The following is a 26,296-nucleotide window of genomic DNA, read 5'->3' as shown; positions in this document are numbered from 1 at the left end:
GCTGTAGGCCGTTGCGGGGCCGGTATTTCCCCTGATCGAAATCCCCTTTGGTAACCAGACGTTAACTACGATTAGCGTCTGGTTAGAGACGAAAAGACGCGCGGAAAGCCCTCGTTTTGACACGTTGGCAGGGGAAGCCAGCCCCGGCTTTGGACGGGCCTCCCATGTGATGGATCACGGCATTTCGCGCCGGCGGTGATTGCCCGCGGTTTGCGCGCGGCCGTAGGACCGGTAGCCAATGCACTAGCAGCATTTGGCTATCGGAATATTGGGAATTTTGCGCTGAGAGGATCGCTTATGAATCCGGCCGACGTGGTTCAGTCCGCCTTGCCGCTGCCAGCTACTGACGTCTCGCTGATTACCCTGTTTTGGCAGGCTCACTGGATCGTGAAATGCGTCATGCTGGGGCTGTTGTCCTGTTCCGTCTGGGTTTGGGCGATCGCGATCGACAAGGTCATTCTCTACTCGCGCACGCGCCGCGCGATGGATCGCTTCGAGCAGGCCTTCTGGTCCGGGCAGTCGATCGAGGAGCTTTACCGCACGCTCGCCGCCAAGCCGACGCAGTCGATGGCGGCTTGTTTCGTGGCGGCAATGCGCGAATGGAAACGCTCCTTTGAAAGCCAGGCGCGCTCCTTTGCCGGCCTTCAGATGCGGATCGAAAAGGTGATGACTGTCTCGATCGCGCGCGAAATCGAGCGGCTCGAACGTCGGCTGCTGGTGCTCGCCACGGTCGGTTCGGCCGGACCTTTCGTCGGTCTGTTCGGAACCGTCTGGGGCATCATGTCGAGCTTCCAGTCGATCGCCGCGTCGAAGAATACCTCGCTGGCGGTGGTCGCCCCGGGCATCGCGGAAGCGCTTTTTGCGACCGCCATCGGCCTTATCGCCGCCATCCCGGCGACTATTTTCTACAACAAGTTCACCTCCGAGGTGAACCGGCAGGCCCAGCGGCTGGAAGGGTTCGCCGACGAATTCTCGGCGATCTTGTCGCGTCAGATCGACGAACGCGGGTGAGGGTCGGTAGCCGTATACGATGAGCTTATTATGAGCACCAAAACATGGCGATGAACATGGCTAGCTCGTCAGGGGGCGGCCGGCGCCGCGGCCGGCGCAGCGCCGTGATGGCGGAGATCAACGTCACGCCGATGGTGGACGTGATGTTGGTGCTCCTGATCATCTTCATGGTGGCGGCGCCCCTGATGACCTCGAACATCGACATCGATCTGCCGATTGCGAGCGGTGGCCGGTCCACCGCGTCCAACACCCCTCCGCTGACTTTGTCGGTGAAGCGGACCAACGGTGGTTGCAACTCGAATATCGAGCTCTATCTGGGCGATGCGCCGATTGCGGCCGCCGATCTGTTGCCTAAAATCAAGGCGATCCGCGAGACTCGGTCGGAGGCCGAGAGCGTGGTTTACCTGCGCGGCGACAGGGATGTCTGCTACACCGACATGATGAAATTGCTCGGGCAGATCCGGACCGCCGGATTCAAGGCCAATATCGTCATCATTCCCGAGCAAGGTTCTTGAGAATGCCGGTCGCGCGCGAAGCGACTTCTGGATCGAAACGGAAGGCCTGACTTGAAGGTCAAGATCGACAAGACACTGGCGGCGTCGATTGTCCTGCACGTCCTCGTGATCGGGTGGACGATGGTTTCGTTTGCGACCAAGGCCTTCGTCATGCCGGAGGAGGATGTGGTCGCGGTCGACGTGATCTCGGCCGACCAGCTCTCGCATGTCACCGCCGGCATGAAGTCGGGCAAGAAGGAAAACCCCAAACCGCTGGTGGAGAAAGTCGCCGAGGCCAAGCCTGTTGAAGACGCTGTTGGCAAGATTACCGAGAAGGCGCCGGTCGTGACCGATACCACGCCGCCGCCGCAGCCTAAACCGGTCGAAAAGCCGGTCGAGAAAAAGCCTGATCCGCCAAAACCGGTGGCCGAGGCCAAGCCGAAGGAAGAGCCGAAGCCGGTTGAGAAAAAGCCGGAGACGACCGACCCGATCGCGGAGGCCTTGAAAAAGGAAGAGAAGAAGCCGCAGGTCCAGGCCGCGAAGCCTCCGCCGCAACCGCCGAAACCGAAGGAACGTACCTTCGACCAGACCAAGATTGCGGCGTTGCTGGACAAGCGCGACCCGTCGCACCGGGCCGCGACCGGTGAGACGCTCAATTCGAACGCCGCGCTCGGAACCACCAAGGGCGCAGCCGCAGACAATTCGGCGACCTGGGGCGCGATGTTCCAGCAACAGGTCGAGCGTTGCTGGAAAAAGCCATTTGGCGGCATCGAAAGCCAGAATCCGGAAGCCGCTTTCTCGATCCGGTTGAAGCGGGACGGCACACTGGAATCGGCACCGATGCCGGAGGGCACGCCGGCGACGCCTTATCTTCGCGTCTATCAGGAGAGCGCCTTGCGCGCGATCATCGAGTGCCAGCCGTACAAACTTCCCGCGGTCTATTTTGAGGAATGGAAGTTTTTTGCGCCCGTGTTCACTGAACGAAAGAGCTGAAACGCTGAGCTTACGATCCGTATATATGACATGAAGCCGAGCCCATGACCGACAAAGATTCATTCCGCCCAACGCCGTTTCGCCTGAGCCGCCGGCAGCTCGTTTCCGGCATGGCCTCGCTTGGCGTGCTTGCGGGTGTTCCGATCGGAGCAGCCCGAGCGCAAAAACGCATCATCGTGCCGGAGGGCGAATTCGTCCCGTTGCCGATTGCCATTCCCAATTTCGTGGCGGGCACGCCATCCGACGGCGACGTCGGCGCCGGCGTGACCCAGGTGATTACCAACAATCTCAAGCGCAGCGGACTGTTCGTGCCGATCGATCAGGCTGCCTACATCGAAAAGGTCGCTAATATCGATGTTGCGCCGCAATTCAACAACTGGAAGTCGATCAACGCGCAAGCATTGGTGACCGGCCGCATGACGCGGCAGCCGGACGGACGGCTGAAGGCGGAGTTCCGTCTCTGGGATGTTGCGACCGGTCAGCAATTGACCGGCCAGCAATATTTCACCCAGCCCGAATACTGGCGGCGGATCGCCCATATCATTTCGGATCAGATCTACGAGCGTCTGACCGGCGAGAAAGGCTATTTCGACAGCCGCGTGGTGTTTGTCGACGAGACCGGTTCCGCCGAGCGGCGGATCAAGCGGCTCGCCCTGATGGATCAGGATGGCGCCAATGTTCGTTACCTGACCCGCGGCACCGATCTTGTGCTGACGCCGCGCTTTTCGCCCTCGACCCAGGAAATCACCTATATGGAATTCGGCCAGGGCGACCCGCGCGTCTACCTCTTCAATGTCGAAACCGGACAGCGCGAAATCGTCGGCAATTTCCCGGGCATGACCTTCTCGCCGCGTTTTTCGCCGGACGGTCAGCGCGTGATCATGAGCCTGCAACAGGGCGGCAATTCCAACCTGTTCGTGATGGACCTGCGGTCGAAATCGACGACGCGGCTGACCGATACGCCGGCGATCGATACCTCGCCATCCTACGCGCCTGACGGCTCCCAAATCTGTTTCGAGTCCGATCGCGGCGGAAAGCCGCAGATTTACGTGATGCCGGCCGCCGGCGGCCAGGCCCAGCGCATTTCCTTCGGCGATGGCACCTATTCGACGCCGGTGTGGTCACCTCGCGGCGATTATATCGCGTTTACCAAGCAGGGCGGCGGGCAATTCTCGATCGGCATCATCAAGCCCGATGGCTCCGGCGAACGGATCCTGACTTCCGGATTCCACAACGAAGGACCGACCTTTGCGCCGAACGGGCGGGTTCTGATGTTCTTCCGCGATCCCGGTGGCAATAGCGGGCCGTCGCTGTTCACCGTCGATATTTCCGGGCGGTTCGAACAGCGTGTTCCAACGCCCGGATTCGCCTCCGATCCGGCGTGGTCGCCGCTGCTTTCGTGAGATTGCCGAACCTGCCCGGGCGATAATCGGCAAACCTTGCCTAGCCTGATGATTCCGTAGGCAGATTCCTGGCGGCCGGGACAAAAGACAACGTCTCGGTAACGATGTTCCCTCAGAAAGACTTCACCGGCAGCGGGTAAGAATTCGCCTGCAGAGGAACCGTGCGCAAGATGCAGTTGGCCAAGCATCCACCAGAAACCGAACTGAAGACCTCGCCGTCAATTCGCGCGGCGTCGATCGATTCGCTTTTCGAGGCACCCGGTCCGTTGCTTGCTGGCATCATCTTCGTGGCCATCGCCGCAGCCATGACGGCGCTGAAGACCGGCGAGGATCTGATCTGGGCGTGTGTCGTACTTCTCGTTGCGGCCGGCGCTATTCGGGTGCTCGACCTGCAGCGGTACCTCGCACGCAAGGCGACTCTGACTGCCGATGAAGCGGCGCAGTGGCACACGCGCTATCAATTCGGGGCGCTGGTCCAGGCGGCTGCGATCGGGACGTGGTGCTCCGTTGCGCTGACCAGCAATAACGACGCCGTCGTCCATATGATCTGTCTATCCGTCACCACCGGGATCGTGGCAGGAGGCGCGGGGAGGGCCTACGGGCGGCCATCGATATTCCGTCTGCAGGCTCTGCTTCAGTTCGGTCCGGCCGTGATCGCGCTGGCGATGCGTGGCACACCCTATTACGTGGCGATGTCGGCCGTGAGTGCGGCGTTTCTTTTCGCAATCATGCAGCTCTCGGCCAATCTGCACAGAATATTCATGCAGGCGGTTGTGGCCCGCGAACGCGAAGCGGCGCTTGCCACCCAGTTCGACACCGCCTTGAACAACATGCCGCACGGTCTGTGCATGTTCACGAGCGACGGGTGTCTTGCGGTCATGAACCATCGCTTCAGCGAGATGATGAATCTGCCGGGCGATCTGGCACATTTGCGCCCGGGCGCCTCCGACATCCTCTCCGCCTGCGTCGATGCCGGATCGATTTCGGCGGCGAGCGCAAAGATGATCCATTCCGAAATCGAAAATCCGCAGGCCAAGGGCATTATCACGACCGACCCCGACGTGGCGCGCGGCCGTTCGCTGTCGTGGGCATTCCAGCCGATGGCCGACGGCGGCGCCGTCGTCCTGCTTGAAGACGTCACCGAGCGGCGCAACGCCGAGGCCCGGATTACGCATCTGGCGCGTTATGACGAACTAACGGGATTGCCGAACCGCACCAATTTCCGCGACGAGATCGAGCATCTTCTCGCCGCCCCCCACAAGGCCGATCAGTTGTCGGCGCTGTTGTTCATCGACCTCGACCAGTTCAAGCAAGTCAACGACACGCTCGGTCATCCCTCCGGCGACCAGTTGTTGTGCGCAGTGGCCAATCGGTTGCGTACCATGCTGCGCCCCGAAGATTTTGTGGCGCGGTTCGGCGGCGACGAATTCGTTGTGTTTCAGCAAAATATCCGCTCGCCGGACGAGGCGGCAGCTCTTGCGCGCCGCATCGTCGATCACTTGAGCGAGCGCTACAAGATCGACAATCACCTGGTCGAAATCGGCGCCAGCATCGGCATTGCGATGACTGCCGGAGTGAGCGCCGACACGCTTCTGAAGAATGCCGACATGGCGCTTTACCGTGCCAAGGCGGATGGCCGCGGCACCTTCTGCTTCTTCCGTGACGAAATGGCGCAGACCGTCGCGGCGCGCCGCATTCTCGAACTCGACCTCCGCAAGGCGCTCGCGAACGAGGAGTTCGAGCTGTTCTATCAACCGCTGGTCAATCTCCAGAGCGGCAAGATTTCGACCTGCGAGGCGCTGCTGCGATGGAATCATCCGGTTCGCGGCACGGTTTCGCCGATCGACATCATTCCGGTCGCAGAAGACATGGGCATGATCGTCGACCTCGGCCGCTGGATCCTGCGCAAGGCGTGTCTGGAGTGCATGCGGTGGCCTGAGGCGGTCAGCGTCGCCGTCAATTTCTCGCCGCAGCAGTTTCACCAGCGGGATCTGCTAAGCGAGGTCCGCTACGCACTCGACGTTTCGGGATTGCCGGCTCATCGCCTCGAGATCGAAATCACGGAATCGTCCTTGCTGCGCAATACGCAGTTTACGCATGAGCTGCTTTCGCAGTTGCGCGAACTCGGCGTGCGCATTTCGCTGGACGATTTCGGCACAGGCTATTCGAGCCTCAGCTATCTGCACAACTTTCCGCTGCAAAAGGTCAAAATCGACCGTTCGTTCCTCGAAGGGATCGACACCGATCGTCCGTTGCGGCTATTGCGCGGCGTAGCGCGGCTCAGCGCTGACCTTGGCATGTCGGTTGTCGTCGAAGGCATCGAGACCAACGAACAGCTCGAGCTCATCAATGCCGATGGCACCGTCACCGAGGCCCAGGGCTATCTCTTCAGCCGGCCCGTGCCGGCGCCGCGGGTTCTGCAACTCCTGAACGCTTCTCACGGCCGCCGGCCCGACGAAGAAGTGTTTCCTTCCAGATCGATCGCCTGAAGACGCCTTCACGGCGCAAGGCTCATCCCCCGATAGACTTGTTCCCTGCGGCGTGAATTTCCCTTGCGCAGCAAGGGTTAACCCTAACGTTTCGATTGCTTTGCAATTTTGTTAAGGAGCCATTAATAATCTTTTCTTCTCGCGGAAGTTGCCGCGGGTGTGAGAGGTAGCTGATGAAGCCCGAAGCCGAGCCGCGCACATCGCCTGTCCTGCGGGGGTCAGCTTTACTGGATCGCGTCGATTACAGGCTCATCGAAACCCCTGAAGACAAAGATCTGATCTACGCACTGCGGTACAAGGCCTATCTGAATGCCGGATTGATTTTGCCGTCGGAGTCCCGGCGTGTGAGCGATCGCTACGACGACGCGCCCAACGCCTGGATATTCGGAGTATATCTTGACGGAGAACTCTGCAGTTCTCTCCGCGTTCACGTCCTGACGTCGGGATGTCGGATGTCTTATTCGACCGAGCTGTATGGCGACGTTCTCCATAGCCGACTCGATCGAGGCGAAGTTTTCGTCGATCCGGCGCGCCTTGCTGCGGACCCGGAAAAAGCCAGGCTGTTTCCGGAACTTCCCTACGTGACTCTGCGGCTAGCCTATGTGGCATGTGATCATTTCAATGCCGATACGGGGCTTGCGATGGTGCGTCCGGACCATCAGCCATTCTATCGCCGAGTGTTTCTGCACGAGCCGATCGGTGAACCGCGTGCATTTCCGGGCTGGCATGCGATGAAGACCTCATTGATGGCGTCGGATTTCCGGAGGCTCCGCGAAAGGGTCCTGGCGCGTTTTCCTATCATGCGATCGACCCAATTCGAGCGGCAAATCCTGTTCGGGCGTCACGACACCGTGCCGAAGGTGATCGACCTGCCGCAATTCCTGCCGTGCCAGCCTTCGATCTCGCCTGTCGCCTGACGCGCTCGCGCCGTGTTAACGCCACCCCTGCAAGCCGGCTTCAATTGATCCTCAGGGTGCGAGCTTCGCCGGTCGCCCCGATTCGGCTGTCCGGGGTCTGGCCCTCGGCGCCAAATCACAGCCCAGGGCCTTGAAAAGCCGATATATTCGGGGCAATGGACTTGCCTTCACCCTCGCGCCACATTTACAACCCATTAACCATCGTGGTCGCTTTTCGCCGACTGGGGGCATTTGAATGGGTTCGGCAACGTCCCATCAAGGTTGACGGAACGTTCGCTTAACTATCGCCCTGTAGACCGGATAGAAGTCGAAAACGTGAGCGTGGAGGCTCCCGAATGAAACACCCTATGCGTATCCTCCAGGGTCTGAAGCTGGCCGCAGCCCTTGCGGTCGCGCTGTCGATGGGCGCCTGCGCGAAGAATCCGCTGACTGACGGTGCGATGGCCAGCGCGGCCACGCCGGGCAGCCAGCAGGACTTCGTGGTCAATGTCGGCGATCGCGTCTTCTTCGAGAGCGATCAGACCGATCTGTCGCCGCAGGCAATTGCGACCCTCGAGAAGCAGGCGCAGTGGCTGCAAACCTACAACCGTTACACCTTCACCATCGAAGGCCATGCCGACGAACGTGGCACCCGCGAATACAACATCGCGCTCGGTGCCCGCCGTGCCCAGTCGGTGCGTACCTTCCTCGCCTCGCGCGGCATCGATGCCTCGCGGATGCGTACGATCTCTTACGGCAAGGAGCGCCCCGTTGCGGTTTGCAACGATATCTCCTGCTGGTCGCAGAACCGCCGCGCGGTGACGGTGCTGAACGCGAGCTCGTAAAGCCCGCTTGATTGGAACACATTTCGCCGGCGTCGCTCTTTACTGAGCGGCGCCGGTTCTACTTTGGGAGCAGTCTGCGCCATTTGTCTCAGTCACATTTTTGGCGTACTCCCTCCCAATCTGATCTACCGTCGCGCTCACTCGCCCGTCACGGCTAGTGGTCCTTTTGATTCTAACATTCGCAAAAGTGACCGCTGAAAAGGGATGCGAATGTTAGAATCGGACCACCGGGATGTCATTCAGGATTCATAAAATTACCTGCGCTGCCGCGTTGGCAGCGCTGCTGGCACTATGCTTGCAAACCTGGATCGGACCTGCGCGGGCGCAATCCGACGATGTCGATCCGGAGATCCGGATCCAGCAGCTTGAAAACCAGCTGCGGCAGCTCACCGGGCAGAACGAGGAACTGCAATACCACAACCGGCAATTGGAAGAGCGCCTGAAAGCACTTCAGGGCGGCGCCCAGCCGGGCGCGTCCGCGCAGCCGGGAGCCGCCCCCTTGCCCAACGCAGCCGCCTTGCCGCCGGTACAGCCAGCCCCCGGCTATCAGCAACCCCCGGGAGGCTACCAATCGCAGGCTGCCGCTCCCGCGCCGATCGTTCTGGAACCGGCCGGCGCACCGCAAGGCCGCGGACGCGGCGACGCCTTCGATCCGAGCCAGAATCCGAATGCCCCCGGCGCGCCGCGAGCGCTTGGCGGCGGCCAGCTACCTCTTCCTGCCGAGGGAAGAATCGGCGCGCCGGTCGACCTCGCCAATACCGGAGGTGCAGGCGCTCCCGCCGGGGCTTTGCCGCCGCCACCCCCGCGCAATGTCAACGGCACGGGTGCGCTCACGACCTTGCCACCCTCGGCAACACCGAGGGACGAGTTCGATCTTGGCGTTGGGTATATCGAGCGCAAGGATTACGCGCTGGCCGAAGAAACCATGCGCAACTTCGCGAGGAAATATCCGAACGACCCCCTGTTGGCGGATGCGAAGTTCTGGCTTGGCGAGAGCTTCTACCAGCGCCAGAACTACCGTGAGGCGGCGGAAGCGTTCCTGGCGGTGACGACCAAGTTCGACCGTTCGGCGAAGGCCCCGGATGCGTTGCTGCGGCTTGGTCAGTCGCTCGCCGCGCTGAAGGAAAAGGAGGCGGCCTGCGCCGCATTCGGCGAAGTCGCGCGGAAATATCCGCGCGCCGCGACCAGCATCAGGCAGACCGTCGACCGTGAGAAAAAGCGTTCGAAGTGCTAGTGGTCCGATTCTAACATTCGCACCCCTTTTCAGGGGGCACCTTTGCGAATGTTGGAATCAAAAGGACTACCAGCAAATATTTGTTTCTAGTGGAGTTTCGGATTTGACATTCGCGCTTTGCGAACTCGAGGTTGACTGGGGAGCGAACGTCAAATTCACTCCACCAGGGTCCCGGTTCTGACATTTCGTGCCCTGTCGCGGCGTGTACGAGTGGCGTGCTAGCTTGTGGCGGATAGGTTAAGGTCCGGAAAGGCCCTTCCGATCAGCTCACGATGCCATGCCTGAGGACGACAAATCCCCGATCTCGGTGCAGCAGGCGAAAAGCCTGTTCGCGGATTGGAAGCATGCACGCGGGCTAGTCCTCGCCGTTTCAGGCGGCCCCGATTCCATCGCGTTGATGTGGCTTGCGGCGCGTTGGCGCGCGGCGCTGGCGCGCGGCCCCGATCTCCTGGCGGTGACGGTGGATCACGGCCTGCGGCCAGAGTCCGCGCGCGAGGCGCGTGAGGTCAAACATCTGGCGCGCACGCTGGGCGTCCCCCATCGCACGATGCGCTGGAGTGGCGAGAAGCCGAAATCGGGCGTGCCGGCCGCGGCCAGGGCCGCACGATATCGCCTGCTCGCCACCGTCGCGCGCCGGAGCGGCGCGAGCCACATCCTCACCGCCCATACCCGCGACGATCAGGCCGAAACGTTGTTGATGCGACTGTTGCGCGGCAGCGGCATCAGCGGTCTGGCAGCGATGGCGCGCGAGAGCGAGCGGGAAGGGGTGTTGCTTGCCCGCCCGTTTCTAAACATTTCGAAATCGCAGCTGATCGCGACGCTGGAAAAAGCCAAAATCGGCTATGCGGAGGATCCTACCAATCGCGACGTCAGCTTTACCCGGCCACGCATCCGCAACCTGATCGAGGAGCTTGGCGCCGAAGGCGGCGATGCCCGCAATCTGGCAAGGCTCGCGTCGCGGTTGGCGCGGGCCAATGCGGCGATCGAGATTCTGGTTGGCGGCGCCGCGCGCTATCTGGCGCTTCGGGACCGCGATGCTGGATCGCGGCCCGCGGCCCACGGCGCCAAGCCGCCGAATACCAGCTTCGAGGGCTCGGCGTTCGCCGCTCTGCCGGAGGAAATCCGGCTTCGGTTGTTGCTGCGTGCGATCGACCGGGTCGGCCATGAAGGACCGGCGGAACTGGGCAAGGTAGAAGCCCTGCTTGCGGTTTTGGACGACGCATTGCGAACGGCCACTGAAAAACGTCAACCGCGGCTGAAACATACTCTTGCCGGCGCTGCCGTCAGCCTGGCCCAGGGGCGAATCGTCATCGCCCCGGCTCCGCCGCGCCGCCGCAGGCCGAATTGAGATGGATAGGGCGGACTGCCGCGGTTTTGCGGGCCTTAACCACCCCCCGAACTCACCCCATTTTCAGGCCATGATTTGAGCCGTAATAGTCCAAGGATAGGCTAAATAGTCCCATGCGGTTCCCTTGGCAGCGACCGCCTCGGCACCTAGATTGTATGCGCAGCGCGGCCCCGAGGGATTCTCTCGCGCTCAACACAGGAATAAGGCCGCGATCCGCGCGACCACGAAGGAAATTCAATGAACGCCAATCTGCGCAATTTCGCCCTCTGGGTCATTATTGTTCTGCTGCTATTGGCTTTGTTCACGCTCTTCCAGAATCCTGGCCAGCGGGCCGCCTCACAGGACATCTCCTTCTCGCAGCTCTTGAACGAAGTCGACGCCAATCACGTCCGCGATGTCGTCATCCAGGGGCCCGAAATCCATGGCACATTCACCAACGGATCGAGCTTCCAGACCTATGCGCCGAACGATCCCTCGCTGGTGACACGCCTTTACAACGGCAAGGTGCAGATCACGGCGAAGCCGCCGGGCGACAACGTGCCGTGGTTCGTTTCGCTGCTCGTTTCATGGCTGCCCTTCGTTGCGTTGATCGGCGTATGGATCTTCCTCTCGCGGCAGATGCAGGGCGGCGCCGGCAAGGCGATGGGCTTTGGCAAGTCGCGCGCAAAGATGCTGACCGAGGCGCATGGCCGCGTGACCTTCGAGGACGTTGCGGGCGTGGATGAAGCCAAGCAGGATTTGCAGGAGATCGTCGAATTCCTGCGCGATCCCGGAAAATATCAGCGGCTTGGCGGCCGGATTCCGCGCGGCGTGTTGCTGGTCGGCCCTCCCGGCACCGGCAAGACGCTGATCGCGCGCGCGGTGGCGGGCGAAGCCAACGTGCCCTTCTTCACTATTTCCGGTTCGGACTTCGTCGAAATGTTCGTAGGCGTCGGCGCGAGCCGTGTCCGCGACATGTTCGAACAGGCCAAGAAGAATGCGCCCTGCATCATCTTCATCGATGAAATCGACGCGGTCGGCCGTCATCGCGGCGCCGGCCTCGGCGGCGGCAATGACGAGCGCGAGCAGACGCTGAACCAGTTGCTGGTCGAGATGGACGGCTTCGAGGCCAATGAGGGCGTGATCCTGATCGCGGCCACCAACCGGCCCGACGTGCTCGATCCGGCGTTGCTGCGGCCCGGCCGCTTCGATCGTCAGGTCGTGGTGCCCAAACCCGACCTCGTCGGCCGCGAGCAGATTCTCAAGGTGCATGTCCGCAAGGTGCCGCTCGCGCCCGATATCAACCTCAAGACCATCGCCCGCGGCACGCCCGGTTTCTCGGGCGCCGACTTGATGAACCTCGTTAACGAGGCCGCGCTTACCGCCGCCCGCCGCAACAAGCGCATGGTGACGCAAGCCGAGTTCGAAGAGGCGAAAGACAAGGTCATGATGGGTGCCGAGCGCAAGTCACTGGTCATGACCGAGGAAGAAAAGATGCTGACTGCCTATCACGAAGGCGGCCATGCCATCGTCGGCCTCAACGTGATCGCCACCGATCCGATCCACAAGGCGACGATCATTCCGCGCGGCCGTGCGCTCGGCATGGTGATGCAGTTGCCGGAACGCGACAAGCTGTCGATGTCGCTCGAGCAGATGACCTCGCGTCTGGCCATCATGATGGGTGGCCGTGTCGCCGAGGAACTGGTGTTTGGCCGCGAGAAGGTTACGTCAGGTGCTGCCTCCGACATCGAGCAGGCGACGCGGCTGGCGCGCATGATGGTGACACGCTGGGGTCTCTCGGAAGAACTCGGCACCGTGTCCTATGGCGAAAACCAGGACGAAGTGTTTCTGGGCATGTCGGTCTCGCGCACGCAGAACGCCTCCGAGGCGACGGTGCAGAAGATCGACAGCGAGATCAGGCGTCTGGTCGAGGAAGGTTACAACCAGGCGACCAAGATCCTGACCGAGAAGCGTGCCGATCTCGAGGCACTCGCCAAGGGCCTTCTGGAATACGAAACGCTCACCGGCGACGAGATCATCGATCTCCTCAAGGGCAAGAAGCCAAACCGCGAGTCGGTACTGGAGCCGACCACGCCGCGCGCCTCTGCGGTGCCGCCGGCCGGCAAGCCGCGTCCGCGTCCCGATCCGGATCCCGGCCTGGAGCCGCAGCCGCAGGCGTAAGAGCCGGCGGAATGGCCGGTACCTCCGGCAAGGCAGTTGCGCAAAAGCTCGGCATCAAGCCGGGCTTTTGTATTTTTGTGGATGGGGCGCCAACCGCCTACGAAAAGATCGTCGGCCCGTTGCCATCGGGCGCGTTGGTGCAGGCCAAACCGAAGCCGCCGCTCGATATGGTGCATCTGTTCGCTATGCAGTCGAACGGGCTTGCCGCAAAGCTGCGTCGTTACCGCACCGCCATCGTCCCTGACGGCATGATCTGGGTATCATGGCCCAAGAAATCTTCCGGCGTCGCGACCGATCTGACCGATATTGGCGTGCGCGATACCGCACTTCCGCTTGGCCTCGTTGATATCAAGGTCTGCGCGATCGATGAGGTCTGGTCCGCGCTGAAATTTGTGATCCCGAAAGACCAGCGATAACCGCACGAGCCTGCTGAAAAACGGCGGGATGCTGCCTCCTTGGCGTGGGACTTGCTTGAAATAATCTGTCAGTCTTGGCTGCCGAGTAGGGGAGCTGCCGATGTCAGGCCATTCAAACGCCTCACCCGTCATTGCCGTGCCGGGCGCCGACCCCCGGCTCTACAACCTCGATCTGGCGCCCGTGGCGCGCGAGGGACGCAGTTGGGGCATCTTCAGCATCTTTGCGATGTGGATGTCGGATGTGCATTCGGTCGGCGGGTACACCTTCGCGGCGAGCCTATTCTTTCTTGGCCTGACCGGGTGGGAGGTGCTGCTCGCGATGGCGATCGGCATCACCGCCGTCTACTTCCTGATGAACCTGATCGGACGGCCATCGCTGAAATACGGCACGCCTTTTCCAGTAGTGGCGCGAATGGCGTTCGGCGTCATGGGAGCCAATATTGCCGCAGGCTTGCGCGGCATTGTCGGCATCGTCTGGTACGGCGTGCAGACCTATTTCGCCTCCAAGGCCGTCCAGGTGCTGGTGCTGACGTTCTATCCAGGCGCCGAAGCGTGGACGCATTCCTCTTTCGTCGGGCTCTCGGCGCTCGGCTGGGCCTGCTTCCTGTTCATGTGGCTGTTCCAGCTTCTGATCTTTCTCAACGGCATGGAGACGATCCGCAAGTTCATCGATTTCTGCGGACCGGCCGTCTACGTCGTGATGTTTGCACTGGCGATCTGGATCCTGACACAGACCGGAACGTCGAGCCTGTCGTTGCAGCTTGGGCCGCCCGTTGAAGGCTCGGCCGTTGGCCATATGGCGAGCGCGGCGATGTTGATCGTCGCTTATTTCGCGGCGCTGCTGCTCAACTTCGGCGACTTCTCCCGTTTTGCGAAAGACGATCGCGCAATGAAGGTCGGTAATTTCCTCGGCCTTCCCGTCAACTTCATCGTCTTCGCGATCATTACCGTGATCGTCACGGCGGGCACCGTGAAGGTGTTCGGCGAGGCCATCATGGATCCCGTCAGTATCGTCGAGCGCATCGGTAGTCCGATCGTGGTGGCGCTCGGTTCCATTACTTTCATTGTTGCGACCATGGGCATCAACATCGTCGCCAACTTCGTCTCGCCAGCCTACGACATTTCAAACCTCTATCCGGAGAAGATCGATTTCCGTCTCGGCGGTCTCATCACCTCGATCCTCTCGGTGATCGTATGCCCGTGGATTTTCGTCTCGAGTCCGCAGGCCATCACGATCTTCGTCAGCATCTTCGGTGCTGCGCTCGGTCCGATGTTCGGGATCATGGTGGCTGACTATTATCTCGTGAAACGCCAGCAGATCGTCCTCGACGATCTCTATACGATGTCACAGACGGGATCGTTGCACTTCGAAAACGGCTGGAACGCCCGGGCGCTGATCGCGCTCGCGGGTTCGGCGGCGGTCTCGATCGGGCTGTCGCTTGCGGGAGCCTACGGGGCCATCACCAATATCGGGGATTGGGGCTGGCTGATCGGGGCGGCCCTCGGCGCCCTGTTGTACATGGCACTGATGCGCGGCCGCGAGGCGACGACGCCATCGCGAGCCGTCGCCTGAAACAGGCCAAATCGGGGGGCGCCAAGCTCCAACGTCTTAAGATTTCGGCAAGCCAGCCGGCCTAAAGCTGGAGGCTGGCACCTTTTTTGATTCCGAAGCTCGCATCAGAGGTTGCGGCGATTGTTTGCGAACTTCGGAATCGGAACTCCAGGGACCCCTCCATGGCCGCGCTGACATCCGATATCATCAGGCCCGCGACGAAGAGCGCAATTCCGCCCGCGCTCCTGATCGGCGGCCTCGTGCTTTGCGCGATCAATGTGGCAATGCTGCAAAATGGATTCACCGCCCATTGGTGGATCTTCGACGAGAATGGCCTGGGCATCCCGACAGACTTCGTCAACGTCTGGTCCGCGGGCCGTCTCGTGCTCGATGGCCATCCGGCGCTCGCCTATGACTGGGACATCCAGAAGCAGGTCCAGGTCGCGGTTCTCGGCCAGAGCTATGAGGGCAATTTCGCCTGGCACTATCCGCCGCCATTTCTGTTCGTCGCCGCGACGCTCGCGCATTTTCCCTACGCGGTGGCCTATGTCGGTTGGGCGGCGGTGAGCTTCCTGCCCTATCTCGCGGCGATGCGCGCGATCGTCGGTCGCTGGTTCGGCTTTCTGCTCGCGGCGGCGTTCCCGGTGGTGTTCACCAACACGCTCGTCGGACAAAACGGATTTCTCACGGCCGCGCTGATTGGCGGGACGCTGGTGCTGATGCCGAAGCGGCCGGTTCTTTCGGGCATTTGCCTCGGGCTTCTGAGCTACAAACCACAATATGGATTGCTGTTTCCGCTGGTGCTGATCGCAGCCGCGCAGTGGCGGGTGTTCTTGACCGCGGGCTTTGTCGCAGTTTTGTTGGCCGCACTGTCGTGGTTCGTCTTCGGCACTGAAAGCTGGCAGGCGTTCGTTCACTGGATGCCGATGTTCGACAAGGCCTTCCTCGTCGAGGGCCGTGCGCCGTGGGGCAAGATTCAGAGCATCTTCGCGTTGACCCGCTATTTCGGCGGCCCGGAGACATTAGCCTGGGTGTTGCAGTGGATGATGAGCGGGGCGGTCGCGGTTCTGCTCGTGCTTCTTTGGCGCAATCGCAAGATCCCATATCCGTTGAAAGCGGCCGCCCTTGCTGCCGGCACGCTATTGGTGACGCCTTATCTGTTTCTCTACGATGAGATGGTGCTCGCCATTGCGGTGGCGTTTCTCGTTCGCGTCGGACTGGACGAGGGCTTTGCGCGCCACGAGTTACCGGCCCTTGGCCTCGTCGCCGCCCTCCTGATGATTTATCCGCTGCTGGGCGCGCCGACTGGCTTTGCGGCAACGCTCGTCGTCGCCACCTTGATCGGCAGCCGGATAGGGCCTTGGTGGCGAGGACCGGCATCGGCACCGATGGTTCCGGCGCGATAGCGCGCATCCAGAACCGGCTTGTCATCAGCCCTGAATTGTAGTTCACTTCTTGAAGTGGCTGGCATCGGCCGCCAAAAACGCCAGTACGTGCTTTGATGGATTTCAGGTCCGGGCGCACAGGGAGCGAGAAACGCACAGATGGTCTACCGGCGGACCCACCACGTCGTTAAGCGCCTCGCTGCACGCCGCAGCGCTATCCTGGCGGCTGCCCGAAATGCTGCCGCCGAAGGTGGCATGGCCGCGGTACAGATCGCGCCGATCGCGATCCGCGCCAATGTCGCCGCCGGAACGGTCTACCGCTATTTTCCTTCCAAGGCCGACCTGATCTCCGAATTGATCGCCGACGTCTCGCGCGACGAGTTGTCCGCGATCCGGCGGGCCGCAGATGCCGCACCTGGGCCGTCGTCGGCACTGGCGGCCACCGTCACCACGGTCGCGGTGCATTCGTTATCGCAGCGCAAGCTCGCCTGGGGCATTCTGGCCGAGCCCGTCGATGTCGATGTAACGGCCTCGCGTGTTGCGAGCCGCCGCGCGGTGGTTGACGAAATCGCAAGCCGGATCGATGCAGCGGTGCGTGCCGGACATCTGCCGGCGCAGGACACGAACCTCGCGGCGACCGCGCTGCTCGGGGCGCTGCATGAAGCGCTGGTCGGGCCGCTCGCCGCGGAAAATATGGACGATCCCGGAAAGCTGCGTGATGCAGTGCAGACTGTGACGTTGCTGGCCTTGCGCGCGGTCGGTGTGATGGATGCCCGCGCCCGCGGCCTCGTGGTGCAGGCGGTTTTGCCGGCGAAGGCGCTGGCCGGTGCGTAGGCGCGGCTCGATCTTCAAGCCGGTAAACAGAAGAGCCGCTACGGTTTGACGTAAAGGCTCTCGTGAGAGCCGATGTATTGTTCTTTCCAGCCGCGCTTGTCGACGAGGAAGTGCCGCAGTGGGTCATGCGCGGTCGGCCAGAACACCGCATCGATCTTGTATTTCTCAAGCACGGCGTTCCAGGCGGTCTCGTCGATATCCCACTTGATCAGCGTGAAATAGTCGCGCAGCAGCGAGTCGGGATAAGCGGTCGCCGCGCGGCCATCGACAAATATTGGCACGGCACCATGCGTGCGGAAAATCAAGGGGCCACCGACGTTCCAGTGGTTCAGAATTCGCGCATGTGAAAAATTCTGCTGCAAATAGTGCGCGTCCTGCTCCGAGAGGAGATCATCCGAAAGCCCGAGAGCCGGTTCTACCCGCATGAAGATCAACGGCAGCACGCACAGTCCGACGATACCGGCGGTCAACAACCCCTTTTGCACTTCGGCATCATTCGGTTTTCCGGGCAGCAGCCGGTCGAGGTGAAGCGCGAAGGGAATGGCTGAGAACAGGAAAAAGAACGACATGTATCTGAATTGATGCAGCCCCAGAACCAGAAAGAGCCAGCTCAACAGCCGTGACTCGAGGGGGACGGGACTAGAGCCGCCGAAGCGCAATTCAAATGCAACGAAGGCCAGAATGTAGACGATGCCTGGGATGCTTCCCGGCAAGGTGATGTTCTGAGAATAGGACATCCACTCGGTGATATTGGCCTGCACGAAGTTGCCGAGCGTCGCGGTGACGCCGTCGTAGATATGAAGGCCAAGCGGATTGACGAAGATGGCGGCAAGGCAACCTGCGCCCGTCAAACCGTAGACCCAGACATTCTTCCAATCGCGTCGAAGCAATGCGACGCCGCCAAAAAGACCGATGATGAAAAAGCCGAGCACAAAGCCGCCGTGCAGATTGGCCCAGAGCATCATTATCACCGGCAGCAGAAAGCGCCGTGTTCGTTTCAGACACTCTGCAAAGAAGATGACGCAAAACAACATCGTCGCCGTATTCGGCGAGGCTGCCAGATAAATGTTGGGAGGAGTTGCGAAGGTGGGATAGAGCAAACCGGCGAGGAATACCGAGATGCAAACCGCAAGCACCGAGGCGCCACTGCTCAGACAGGCAGACGCCAGATATCCGACGATGACGGCGCCGCAGGCGACGACGAACAGCGTGAGACCGCTAAATCCCGTATATTGAACCAGGACGCTGGCGAGGACGTCCCAAAGCCAGGAGAGATTGTACCACTGCTTGTCGCCAAGGGTGAACGCCCACGGATCCTGGAAGGGAATACTGCCTTTTTCCCTGATCAAGTCTCCCGCGGCGAGGTGCCATCCCAGATCATAGTGGCCAAGCAGGAGCGATGCGTTCGAAAGGTAGTACACGCCCATGCAGGCGATCAGGAAGATGTAGATCCCGGATGTCTGGAAGTGCATCCAGAGCGTCTTCCGCGCTTGATCAGGCCGAGAGCCGTCCAAAGCCTCCAGTGCGTACATCAACGGCTCCCTGACGGTCAAAGCGCGCCTCGCTACGGGCTCTGCATCTCTTTGGGCTTGCGCGGTGAACTGCCAACATCGGGTGCTTTAGGGCACCCGATCTAAGGTTGAGTAAAGGTCAGAGCCGCATTTCGACGATCGCCCGCCGACGCCGCTTTTTGGTTAACGAATGCCAGCCGAGGAACCCGCGGTCAGGTGCGTTACTACCCGTTTCGAACATTTCTGCCGCATTGGTGTTGGAGGATATCGCCTGTTTCACCCCCAACACGACGGAGCCCCACATGACGACGACATCGGGATCGGCCAAATGGCAAGGCGGCATCAAGGACGGCAAGGGCGCGATTTCTACCAAGAGCGGCGCCTTGAAAGACTACCCCTACGGCTTCGCCAGCCGCTTCGAGGGTAAGCCGGGTTCCAACCCGGAGGAGTTGATCGGCGCCGCGCACGCCGCCTGTTTCACCATGGCGCTGTCGCTGATCCTCGGCGAAGCCAAGCTCACTGCCGAGCAGATGGAAACCAAGGCAGACGTCACGCTCGAAAAGGTCGGCGACGGCTTTGCCATTACCTCGGTGCATCTGGCATTGACCGCCAAGATACCCGGCGCTGACAACGCAAAGTTTCAGGAACTGGCCGGCATGGCCAAGGCCGGATGTCCGGTGTCGAAGCTTCTCAACACCAAGATCACATTGGACGCGAAGTTGCTCTGACGAAGCGCTGTCGCCGCACGCTCACATTTCGGCGTCTTCGTCCGGACCGACAGAGGCGATGCGCAGCATGTTGGTGGTGCCGGGCGAGCGCAGCGGCACACCGGCCACAATGATGACGCGCTGGCCGGCACGAGCGAAGCCGTCGCGAAAGGCGATGCTGCCCGCGCGGCTCACCATGTCGTCGAGGTTCTGCGCGTCCTCGGCGACGACGCAGTGCACGCCCCACACTGCCGACAGCCTGCGTCCCGTCACGATATTCGGCGTGATCGCCACCACCGGCGGCTTGGGTCGTTCGCGCGCGACCCGCAGCGCCGTCGATCCCGAACTGGTCCAGCAGATGATCGCGGAGAGATCGAGCGTCTCGGCGATCTGGCGCGCGGCGCCCGCAATCGCGTCGCCGGCGGTGGGCTCAGGTTCGGCGCGTTGCGCGTTGACCACCCCGCGATAGGTCGGATCGCGCTCGACCTCCTCGCCGATACGATTCATCGTCGAGACAGCCTCGACCGGGAATTTGCCGGCCGCCGATTCCGCTGAGAGCATGATGGCGTCGGCGCCTTCATAGACCGCGGTCGCAACGTCGGAGACCTCCGCGCGCGTCGGCACCGGCGACTGGATCATCGATTCCAGCATCTGCGTTGCAACCACGACCGGCTTGCCCGCGCGGCGCGCCAGCCGCGTCATCTGCTTTTGCAGGCTCGGCACGCGCTCCAGCGGCAGTTCGACGCCAAGATCGCCGCGCGCGACCATCAGCGCGTCCGAAGCCTCGATGATCTCGGGCAGGCGATCGATCGCCTGCGGCTTTTCGATCTTGGCCATCACGGCGGCCCGGCCGCGAATCAGCTTCTTCGCCTCGATGACGTCTTCGGCGCGCTGCACGAACGAGAGCGCAATCCAGTCGACCCCGGTCACCAGCGCGGCTTCGAGGTCGGCGCGGTCTTTCGGTGTCATCGCGGAGACCGGAAGGTCAGTGTCGGGCAGGCTGACGCCTTTGCGATCCGACATCCGGCCACCGATCACGACACGGGTAACGGCGCGTTCGGGCGAGGTCTCCTCGGCGATCAGCCGCACCTTGCCGTCGTCGAGCAGAAGCGCATGGCCGGGTTTGAGGGCTGCGAGAATTTCCGGATGCGGGAGGTTAACGCGGGTGTTGTCGCCCGGCGCCTTGTCCGAATCGAGCACAAAGCTCTGTCCGTTGTTGAGTTGCACTGCGCCTTCGGCGAACGAGCCGAGGCGCAGCTTTGGTCCTTGCAGATCGACCAGAATGCCAATGGGGCGGCCGTAGCTGCTCTCGACATTGCGAATGGTCTTGACCAGCTCCCGCATCTTGTCGTGCGGGGTGTGGCTCATGTTGATGCGGAAAACGTCAGCGCCGGCCTCGAACAACTTCCTGATAACTGCACTGTCGGAAGAAACCGGGCCGAGCGTTGCGAGGATCTTGATACGGCGCAGTCGCCTCATGGCTTGGTTCCGGGCGCAGCCGTTGGCGGCACCGTCGCGCCCGGTGAATTCGAGATGCCTGGAATGTTTCCGGCGCCGCCCGGACCGATCGCGCCGGGAATACCCGGCACACGCTGCGCGGGCTGCTGCTCGTTGGTTTCGGTGAGCTGCACGGTCCAGGCGCGCTGCTCGCCGGTGTCGACTTCGAAGAAGCCGGTCCGGTCGAAGCCCCGCGCCAGGCAGTTATCCGCGCCCCTGATCGTGAATTCCTTGTCGCGCGAGCACATGAAAGCCTGTCCCGACCATTCGCCGCCGCGATCGTAATCGAGCGCGTAGATATAGTAGTACCGTGCGACAAGCGTGCCACGCAGCAGCGTTTCACAGCTTCGCGAGGATACGTTCCACCAGCCTTCGGTGGTCCAGCCCTCCGCGTCCTTGTAGCCAAGCGCAATGCCCACCCGGCTCGACGTGTTGTTGCAGAGACGAAAGTCCGCAAACGCCGATCCGTTCCACAGACAGGTCAGCGCGAACAGCAGGGCGGGCATCAAGGTAGTGCCGAGGCGTTTTGCCGTTCGGGTGGGGGGAAGCGAATCTTTTGGGATCATTGCGGCCAAGCTATATCAAGATATTGACGATTTCGCGTGAGGCCCGTCGACGGTCAAGCAGAATTTCGCCAGCATTTCGGACCGTCGGACCCGTTCGAGCCTTGCAAAGTCGCTGAATGTTTGCGTCGCGATATGGAAAAATATGTGACAATTTCCTACTTGGACAGTCAGAGCATGGTCGTTTCCGATCATGCCGCAAAAGGACGGAACCGGCCATGGCGATCGACGACAAAACCAGAACAGAACTTGAAGCCGCGGTGTTTCGGCGTCTTGTCCAGCATCTGCGTTCCCGCACCGATGTCCAGAACATCGATCTGATGAACCTGGCGGGTTTCTGCCGCAACTGCCTGTCCAACTGGCTCAAGGAAGAAGCCGACGCCAAGGGCGCGGCGATGACCAAGGATGAGAGCCGCGAGGCGGTCTACGGCATGCCGTACGAGACCTGGAAAGCAAGCTTTCAAGGAAAAGCGAGCCCTGAACAGCTTGCCGCAATGACGAAAGCCCAATCCGGACATTGATGGGATAGCGACGATGCGCGGACATTGTCCGTGCAAGTTCTGCTCTCCTGTGGGTGCGCTGTGGATGAGCGATGATGCCGCCTTGACGTGAGGGGCCTTACTCTTGAGGGTCGTTTTGCGACATGCGCCTCGCGGTCAAACGTGCGGCGCTTTCTTTTTCCGCCCCAACCGTCAGTTCAATTCAGGAGTACCCGATGGCCACCGCTGCTGCCGCCGTCAAGGAAGAGCCCGCGACGAGATTTGCCAAGGATCAGCTCAAGGCCATTATCGAGCGGATTGAGCGGCTGGAGGAAGAGAAGAAGACCATCTCCGATGACATTCGCGATGTCTATGCGGAAGCCAAGGGCAACGGCTACGACGTCAAGGCGCTGCGTACGATTGTCCGGCTGCGCAAGCAAGACGCCAACGAGCGGGCGGAGGAGGAAACGATTCTCGAGACCTATATGCAGGCGCTCGGGATGCTGTGAGGTTCTCCTCCTGAGGACCTAGTTCAGCGAAGCCGTCCGCAAGGCGAAGGACTGTATTGTGAGCGGCGCGGTGGCTGGGCCGCTAAAGTGATCGACGGTCAGGCCGGCTTGCGGATCGTCCGAGAATCCCATCACGATCGCCGTCTGTGGTTTGACAAAGAGGTGGCTTAGCAAGGTCATATTGGGATCGCCGAGCATCGTAACCGACATCGACGTGCTTGCGCTCGGCGCCAGCATCATGATCCGCAACCATTCATCGCTCGCCCTGGACGCGACAACCCGTGTCGAGGTGGCCACCACGCCGTCCTGACCTTGGGCCTTGGCGACACCAGTGGTCACATCGTTCGCCGCCATGAGATTGCGGCTGGCTGCCGAATGCGCGTTGCGGAGAATGGGCGCGCTGGCGGCAACAATATGGGCGCGATCGACCGGAGGAGACGCCTCCGGCGCGTAAGCCATCGCCTGGTACGCGGCGGGAACGCTGCCGGTCGGTTGCTGATCGGTTGAGGCAGGCGCCTGACGGGCATTGAGGGCAGCGACCTGTGCCGGCGTCGCCTGCTTCGGTGCCGCCGGCATGTTATCCCAGAAGCCCCGCGCATTGATGATGTCAGCCGGGGTCTGTGGCGTGGCCTCAGACGAACTGTCCGATGCGGCGGATTGTTTCGGCTTGGCGGCCTGCACGGTCTGCGCGTCGGCTGTGGCCAACTGCAGCGTCGCCGCAGGCTTTGCGCGCCGGACCGGCACGGCGTCGACCGGTTTGGCGGCAGCGACCTGTACTGCCGGAGCGGACTTGTCCTGGACGGCCGGCGCAGAACCTTCGTCCTCGTCATCCTGCGTCTTGTTGCCGAACAGGCGGGCCAAGAGGCTCGGCTTGCTGACCTTGGCCGCATCGTCTCCATTGCCGCGATGCTCGATGTCGGCGCGGGCCAGCTCATATCCCTTCAACGGCGTACCATCGGAAGGAATATGCACCGTGCGACCATCGGGGAACACGCGCGCCAGCTGGTCGTGGGTCATGCGCGGCCAGTGGCGGATGTTGCCGGTGTCGAGATGCACGAACGGCGATCCCGAGGTCGGATAGAAGCCGACGCCGCCGCGCTGAAGGCGCAGACCGGCGTAACGGATCTGTTCGAGCGGCACGTCCGGAATGTAAAAATCCATCGCATGGCCCAGCATGTGCTGGCTGAAGCGCGCCACACCTGTATGGGCCGAGCGATGCCGAAGCATGGCGTTAGTGGCGGGGGAGCGGTAGGCGGAGATGATCTGGATCGGCTTTTTGCCGTCGACGTCGTGATAGACTTCCCAGATGATATCGAACAGATGAGGATCCATCGTGGTCTGGTCCTGGCTGCGCCAGTCACGGAGGAAATGATTGAGCTGCTTCAGGGCCTCTTCGTCGTAGCGCCCCTCGCGCCTGAAGGTGACGGTGAGGTCTTCACCCGAGTGAGTGTGGTGGAAGGAGAGGGTGCGGGTTTCGTTCAGGGCGGTCGCATCGTGGACGGAGCCGATCCCGCCGAGCAGCAGCACCGAGGTCAGCGCGAGCTGCCATCCGGCCTTTGACAACAATGTAGATTGGCGTGCGAAACCGGTCAGCAACGAATAAGCCCACCCAACAGACCGAGCGTTGAATTCTTTCGCGACCCCGTGTGGCGAAAGACGGTAAATGCACTCTTAACGCGGGAGGGTTAAGTGCGACTTAAACCCATCCCCCCAAATTGCAGGGAAAGCTAAGCCGCCGAGTGTGGCGAAAGATAGCCGCGTGGTTAATCGGGATCGGCAATGCTTAATGTCAAAAGACCTCGCCCGATGGACGAGGTCTTTGATTTTACTAAATAATCCCGGTTTGCCGCCTGGCTGTCAGCGGTCGTAGTACCGCTGGGGCTGCGGCTGAAGAAGACGCCGGCGGCCGGGAGGGGCGGGCGGCGGCGTGGGACCGCCGAACAGCCGTTCAAAGAAGGACGGTCCCGACGGCGACCACGAATTGTCGCTGGCGAACCGCAGATTGTTGACCGGCTTCACGTAGTTCGGCTGGGAGTGGGCGATCACAGCCTCCAGGTCCTTGTTTCGGCCTGAACGCAGCAACGACAGCATGGTCGCATCGCGGCCATAGACGTCCTTGCGGAATTGCAGGTTGCCGTCGTTGTCCACGAACGCGGTCTGGTAGGTGATGTTGACCGGGATCGGCGTCGGGAATTTCAGATCGATTTCGCTCGAGCCATACATGCTGCGGATTTTTTCCGGCGTGTAGTGCGCGTTCGGTTCGGTGATGCCGAGCAGGACCGCGGCGTACTGGTCCGGATTCTGAACCCGCATGCAGCCATGGCTGAAGGCGCGATCTTCCTTGGCGAACAGGTTCTTGTCCGGGGTATCGTGCTGATACACCAGGAACTTGTTCGGGAAGTTGAAGCGGATGCGGCCAAGCGCATTTCGTTCGCCCGGCGGCTGGGAGATATGGATGCTGCCGTCCGGATTGTGCTCAAGCTTCAATCCCATGCGCTCCAGCACGGTCGGGTCCTGCTGCAGGGCGGGCAGATATTCGTTGTAGATGATCGACGGCGGTACGTTCCAGGTCGGGTTGACCGTGATGTACTTCATGGTCTCCGTCAAAAGCGGCGTGGCATGAATGCCGGGCTGACCGGTGACCACCCGGGTGGTCCAGACCTGCTCGCCATGCTGCATGACCTTGAGCGTGTAGTCGGGAATGTTGAGAATGACATAGGCGTCGCCGATCGAAGGCGCGCCAAGGTCGCGCGGCAGCCAGCGCCACCGCTCCATGTTCACGACGATGGTATCGATCTGGCGATCGCGCTTCGGGCTGTTGATGGCCTTGACGGTCCTGTCGTCGAGCACGCCGGTTGGTTTCAGCTCGGCCATTGACTGGAACTTGCGGACCGCCTCGGCGACCTTGGCGTCGTAATGGCGATCGTCGGCATTTTCGCCGATGCCGAGCTTGGCGCGCAGTTGCGGCACGCGGCCGTCTTCCATTTCGACCGCGGGCTGGTTCTTGCGGGGCGGGCTATATTTCAGCGCCGGGCCGTCGGCGATCTGGATCACTTGTCCGTCGCCGTCGCCGCGCAATTCGGCGAGCTTCTTCTTCAGGGCGCGATAGAGTTTTTGCGGCGGATTGTAGTTGTCCAGCGCGAGCGAGGCGTCCTTGGCCGTGCTGACGTTGGCCAGCACTTCGTTCGGATCGATCGGGTGTTCCGGATATTGAATGTCGCCGGACACCTGGGACCAGTGCATCCGGCCGCTCTGGGCATGGCGCGCATAGTCGAGCATGCTGGCAGTGAGTTTCAGATCCGCTTCCGCAAGCGCATCGGGCGTGGTCGCCGCAGCGAAATCCGGCACCGGATAGTCCGACGGATTGAGCCCGTCGGCAGCGGCATCCTTCAGCCGCGCTACGACGCCCTTGCCGCTGTCGGTCAACTTGCCGCTCTGGGTCCAGATCGGTGCGAAGTCACGCGCGGTGTAAAATTTCTCCACCGCCGCGCGTTCTGCTTTGCGGTCGAAATAACGCGTCACCTTCGAACCGACCATGTCGTGCAGTCTGTCAGCAACGGGCTGATCTTCGGGTGCGACGTTGCTCGCGGCTTTGACAGGTTCGGGCGATGAAGCCGTGACGGCCGGCGCGGGCGCCTGGGCGGGAGCCACGGTGGCCGTATCGTTCTTGACGGCGTCGTTGGCTGCGTCGCCATTGGCCGGCTCAGACTTGCTCGCCTCTTCCTTTGCGTCCTTTGCGGGCTCGGTCTTGGCGGGTTCAGACTTTGCAGGCTCAGACTTTGCAGACTCAGACTTGGCAGGTTCGATCTTGGCGGTGTCGGTGTTGGCGGGCTCGACCTTGGTGGGCTGGGAGAGCGGGGCGGTGGCGACATCCGCAGGCTTGGCGGCAGGCGTTGCCGGAGCTGTTGTCGCGGCCGCTTTGGTCGTGTCCGGAGTTACAGTGTCGAGCTTGAAATCTGCGGCAGTGGGC

The 26,296-nt window shown here is 61.6% G+C and carries 22 protein-coding genes; 17 read left to right on the top strand and 5 right to left on the bottom strand.

The window, feature by feature from the left end; genetic code table 11:
• Window positions 1-297 precede the first annotated feature (297 nt).
• The 14 genes from tolQ (at window position 298) to WB528_RS08225 (ending at window position 17,060) form a co-directional block, all read left to right on the top strand.
• Window positions 298-1,011, top strand: a complete 714-nt coding sequence (gene tolQ / locus WB528_RS08290; RefSeq protein WP_423887936.1) for a protein TolQ — start codon at window positions 298-300, stop codon at window positions 1,009-1,011.
• A 44-nt stretch (window positions 1,012-1,055) separates the two neighbouring features.
• Entirely contained in the window at window positions 1,056-1,526 is a 471-nt protein-coding gene (locus WB528_RS08285; protein ID WP_423887935.1) for a biopolymer transporter ExbD, read from the top strand.
• 51 nt (window positions 1,527-1,577) lie between these two features.
• Window positions 1,578-2,498, top strand: coding sequence for a protein TolA (locus WB528_RS08280; RefSeq protein WP_423887934.1), 921 nt, complete (start codon window positions 1,578-1,580; stop codon window positions 2,496-2,498).
• 44 nt (window positions 2,499-2,542) lie between these two features.
• Entirely contained in the window at window positions 2,543-3,901 is a 1,359-nt protein-coding gene (gene tolB / locus WB528_RS08275; protein WP_423887933.1) for a Tol-Pal system beta propeller repeat protein TolB, read from the top strand.
• Between the two features lie 170 nt (window positions 3,902-4,071).
• Window positions 4,072-6,390 (top strand): putative bifunctional diguanylate cyclase/phosphodiesterase, encoded by a 2,319-nt coding sequence (locus tag WB528_RS08270; protein WP_423887937.1) that lies wholly within the window; start codon window positions 4,072-4,074, stop codon window positions 6,388-6,390.
• Between the two features lie 173 nt (window positions 6,391-6,563).
• A complete protein-coding gene (locus tag WB528_RS08265; protein ID WP_423887932.1) occupies window positions 6,564-7,307 on the top strand; it encodes an N-acyl amino acid synthase FeeM domain-containing protein in 744 nt (247 codons plus the stop codon).
• 335 nt (window positions 7,308-7,642) lie between these two features.
• On the top strand, window positions 7,643-8,131 hold the full coding sequence (pal, locus tag WB528_RS08260) for a peptidoglycan-associated lipoprotein Pal (RefSeq protein WP_423887931.1): 489 nt from the start codon (window positions 7,643-7,645) through the stop codon (window positions 8,129-8,131).
• A 232-nt stretch (window positions 8,132-8,363) separates the two neighbouring features.
• Window positions 8,364-9,365 (top strand): tol-pal system protein YbgF, encoded by a 1,002-nt coding sequence (ybgF, locus tag WB528_RS08255; RefSeq protein WP_423887930.1) that lies wholly within the window; start codon window positions 8,364-8,366, stop codon window positions 9,363-9,365.
• Between the two features lie 277 nt (window positions 9,366-9,642).
• Window positions 9,643-10,713 carry a tRNA lysidine(34) synthetase TilS gene (gene tilS, locus WB528_RS08250; protein ID WP_423887929.1) on the top strand — a complete coding sequence of 357 codons (1,071 nt, stop codon included), beginning with the start codon at window positions 9,643-9,645 and terminating at the stop codon, window positions 10,711-10,713.
• 237 nt (window positions 10,714-10,950) lie between these two features.
• Window positions 10,951-12,873 carry an ATP-dependent zinc metalloprotease FtsH gene (ftsH, locus tag WB528_RS08245; RefSeq protein WP_423887928.1) on the top strand — a complete coding sequence of 641 codons (1,923 nt, stop codon included), beginning with the start codon at window positions 10,951-10,953 and terminating at the stop codon, window positions 12,871-12,873.
• Between the two features lie 11 nt (window positions 12,874-12,884).
• Window positions 12,885-13,289 (top strand): DUF3052 domain-containing protein, encoded by a 405-nt coding sequence (locus tag WB528_RS08240; RefSeq protein ID WP_423887927.1) that lies wholly within the window; start codon window positions 12,885-12,887, stop codon window positions 13,287-13,289.
• A 100-nt stretch (window positions 13,290-13,389) separates the two neighbouring features.
• Window positions 13,390-14,862 carry an NCS1 family nucleobase:cation symporter-1 gene (locus WB528_RS08235; protein WP_423887925.1) on the top strand — a complete coding sequence of 491 codons (1,473 nt, stop codon included), beginning with the start codon at window positions 13,390-13,392 and terminating at the stop codon, window positions 14,860-14,862.
• Window positions 14,863-15,023: 161 nt separating this feature from the next.
• Window positions 15,024-16,247, top strand: coding sequence for a glycosyltransferase family 87 protein (locus WB528_RS08230; protein ID WP_423887924.1), 1,224 nt, complete (start codon window positions 15,024-15,026; stop codon window positions 16,245-16,247).
• 138 nt (window positions 16,248-16,385) lie between these two features.
• Window positions 16,386-17,060 (top strand): TetR/AcrR family transcriptional regulator, encoded by a 675-nt coding sequence (locus tag WB528_RS08225; protein WP_423887922.1) that lies wholly within the window; start codon window positions 16,386-16,388, stop codon window positions 17,058-17,060.
• A gap of 38 nt (window positions 17,061-17,098) precedes the next feature.
• Here the strand turns inward: WB528_RS08225 and WB528_RS08220 are convergent, their stop codons facing one another.
• Window positions 17,099-18,592, bottom strand: coding sequence for a hypothetical protein (locus tag WB528_RS08220; protein WP_423887921.1), 1,494 nt, complete (start codon window positions 18,590-18,592; stop codon window positions 17,099-17,101).
• A gap of 281 nt (window positions 18,593-18,873) precedes the next feature.
• On the opposite strand from WB528_RS08220, the gene WB528_RS08215 reads away from it, so the two are divergent.
• On the top strand, window positions 18,874-19,299 hold the full coding sequence (locus tag WB528_RS08215; protein ID WP_423887920.1) for an OsmC family protein: 426 nt from the start codon (window positions 18,874-18,876) through the stop codon (window positions 19,297-19,299).
• A gap of 21 nt (window positions 19,300-19,320) precedes the next feature.
• Here the strand turns inward: WB528_RS08215 and pyk are convergent, their stop codons facing one another.
• Window positions 19,321-20,757: a pyruvate kinase gene (gene pyk / locus WB528_RS08210; protein ID WP_423887919.1), complete on the bottom strand. Its 1,437-nt coding sequence runs from the start codon at window positions 20,755-20,757 to the stop codon at window positions 19,321-19,323.
• Window positions 20,754-21,281, bottom strand: coding sequence for a DUF1036 domain-containing protein (locus tag WB528_RS08205; protein ID WP_423887918.1), 528 nt, complete (start codon window positions 21,279-21,281; stop codon window positions 20,754-20,756). The genes pyk and WB528_RS08205 overlap by 4 nt, the downstream gene beginning before the upstream one ends.
• Window positions 21,282-21,556: 275 nt before the next feature.
• Between WB528_RS08205 and WB528_RS08200 the strand changes: the two genes are divergently transcribed.
• Both WB528_RS08200 and WB528_RS08195 read left to right on the top strand, forming a co-directional pair.
• Window positions 21,557-21,859 carry a DUF1244 domain-containing protein gene (locus WB528_RS08200; RefSeq protein WP_423887917.1) on the top strand — a complete coding sequence of 101 codons (303 nt, stop codon included), beginning with the start codon at window positions 21,557-21,559 and terminating at the stop codon, window positions 21,857-21,859.
• Between the two features lie 194 nt (window positions 21,860-22,053).
• Window positions 22,054-22,326 (top strand): DUF2312 domain-containing protein, encoded by a 273-nt coding sequence (locus tag WB528_RS08195; protein ID WP_423887916.1) that lies wholly within the window; start codon window positions 22,054-22,056, stop codon window positions 22,324-22,326.
• An 18-nt stretch (window positions 22,327-22,344) separates the two neighbouring features.
• On the opposite strand, the gene WB528_RS08190 is transcribed toward WB528_RS08195, so the two are convergent.
• Window positions 22,345-23,922: a DUF882 domain-containing protein gene (locus tag WB528_RS08190; RefSeq protein ID WP_423887915.1), complete on the bottom strand. Its 1,578-nt coding sequence runs from the start codon at window positions 23,920-23,922 to the stop codon at window positions 22,345-22,347.
• Between the two features lie 261 nt (window positions 23,923-24,183).
• The coding region (locus WB528_RS08185) for a L,D-transpeptidase family protein (protein WP_423887914.1) at window positions 24,184-26,296 on the bottom strand (2,113 nt) is incomplete at its 5' end.

Origin of the sequence: Bradyrhizobium sp. (genome assembly GCF_049586575.1) — a bacterium.
Taxonomy (GTDB): Bacteria; Pseudomonadota; Alphaproteobacteria; order Rhizobiales; family Xanthobacteraceae; genus Bradyrhizobium.
Note: the sequence above shows the minus strand (reverse complement) of the source record. Positions and strands in the feature narration are given on the sequence as shown.

Excerpts from the sequence above, each read along its gene's own strand:
- tolQ (WP_423887936.1), top strand. The coding sequence starts at position 298 with ATGAATCCGGCCGACGTGGTTCAGTCCGCCTTGCCGCTGCCAGCTACT.
- WB528_RS08215 (WP_423887920.1), top strand. The coding sequence starts at position 18,874 with ATGACGACGACATCGGGATCGGCCAAATGGCAAGGCGGCATCAAGGAC.
- tilS (WP_423887929.1), top strand. The coding sequence starts at position 9,643 with ATGCCTGAGGACGACAAATCCCCGATCTCGGTGCAGCAGGCGAAAAGC.
- WB528_RS08225 (WP_423887922.1), top strand. The coding sequence starts at position 16,386 with ATGGTCTACCGGCGGACCCACCACGTCGTTAAGCGCCTCGCTGCACGC.
- WB528_RS08195 (WP_423887916.1), top strand. The coding sequence starts at position 22,054 with ATGGCCACCGCTGCTGCCGCCGTCAAGGAAGAGCCCGCGACGAGATTT.
- WB528_RS08220 (WP_423887921.1), bottom strand. The coding sequence starts at position 18,592 with ATGTACGCACTGGAGGCTTTGGACGGCTCTCGGCCTGATCAAGCGCGG.
- pyk (WP_423887919.1), bottom strand. The coding sequence starts at position 20,757 with ATGAGGCGACTGCGCCGTATCAAGATCCTCGCAACGCTCGGCCCGGTT.
- WB528_RS08285 (WP_423887935.1), top strand. The coding sequence starts at position 1,056 with ATGGCGATGAACATGGCTAGCTCGTCAGGGGGCGGCCGGCGCCGCGGC.
- WB528_RS08205 (WP_423887918.1), bottom strand. The coding sequence starts at position 21,281 with ATGCCCGCCCTGCTGTTCGCGCTGACCTGTCTGTGGAACGGATCGGCG.
- pal (WP_423887931.1), top strand. The coding sequence starts at position 7,643 with ATGAAACACCCTATGCGTATCCTCCAGGGTCTGAAGCTGGCCGCAGCC.
- WB528_RS08270 (WP_423887937.1), top strand. The coding sequence starts at position 4,072 with ATGCAGTTGGCCAAGCATCCACCAGAAACCGAACTGAAGACCTCGCCG.
- ybgF (WP_423887930.1), top strand. The coding sequence starts at position 8,364 with ATGTCATTCAGGATTCATAAAATTACCTGCGCTGCCGCGTTGGCAGCG.
- WB528_RS08240 (WP_423887927.1), top strand. The coding sequence starts at position 12,885 with ATGGCCGGTACCTCCGGCAAGGCAGTTGCGCAAAAGCTCGGCATCAAG.
- WB528_RS08265 (WP_423887932.1), top strand. The coding sequence starts at position 6,564 with ATGAAGCCCGAAGCCGAGCCGCGCACATCGCCTGTCCTGCGGGGGTCA.
- tolB (WP_423887933.1), top strand. The coding sequence starts at position 2,543 with ATGACCGACAAAGATTCATTCCGCCCAACGCCGTTTCGCCTGAGCCGC.
- WB528_RS08200 (WP_423887917.1), top strand. The coding sequence starts at position 21,557 with ATGGCGATCGACGACAAAACCAGAACAGAACTTGAAGCCGCGGTGTTT.
- WB528_RS08235 (WP_423887925.1), top strand. The coding sequence starts at position 13,390 with ATGTCAGGCCATTCAAACGCCTCACCCGTCATTGCCGTGCCGGGCGCC.
- ftsH (WP_423887928.1), top strand. The coding sequence starts at position 10,951 with ATGAACGCCAATCTGCGCAATTTCGCCCTCTGGGTCATTATTGTTCTG.
- WB528_RS08230 (WP_423887924.1), top strand. The coding sequence starts at position 15,024 with ATGGCCGCGCTGACATCCGATATCATCAGGCCCGCGACGAAGAGCGCA.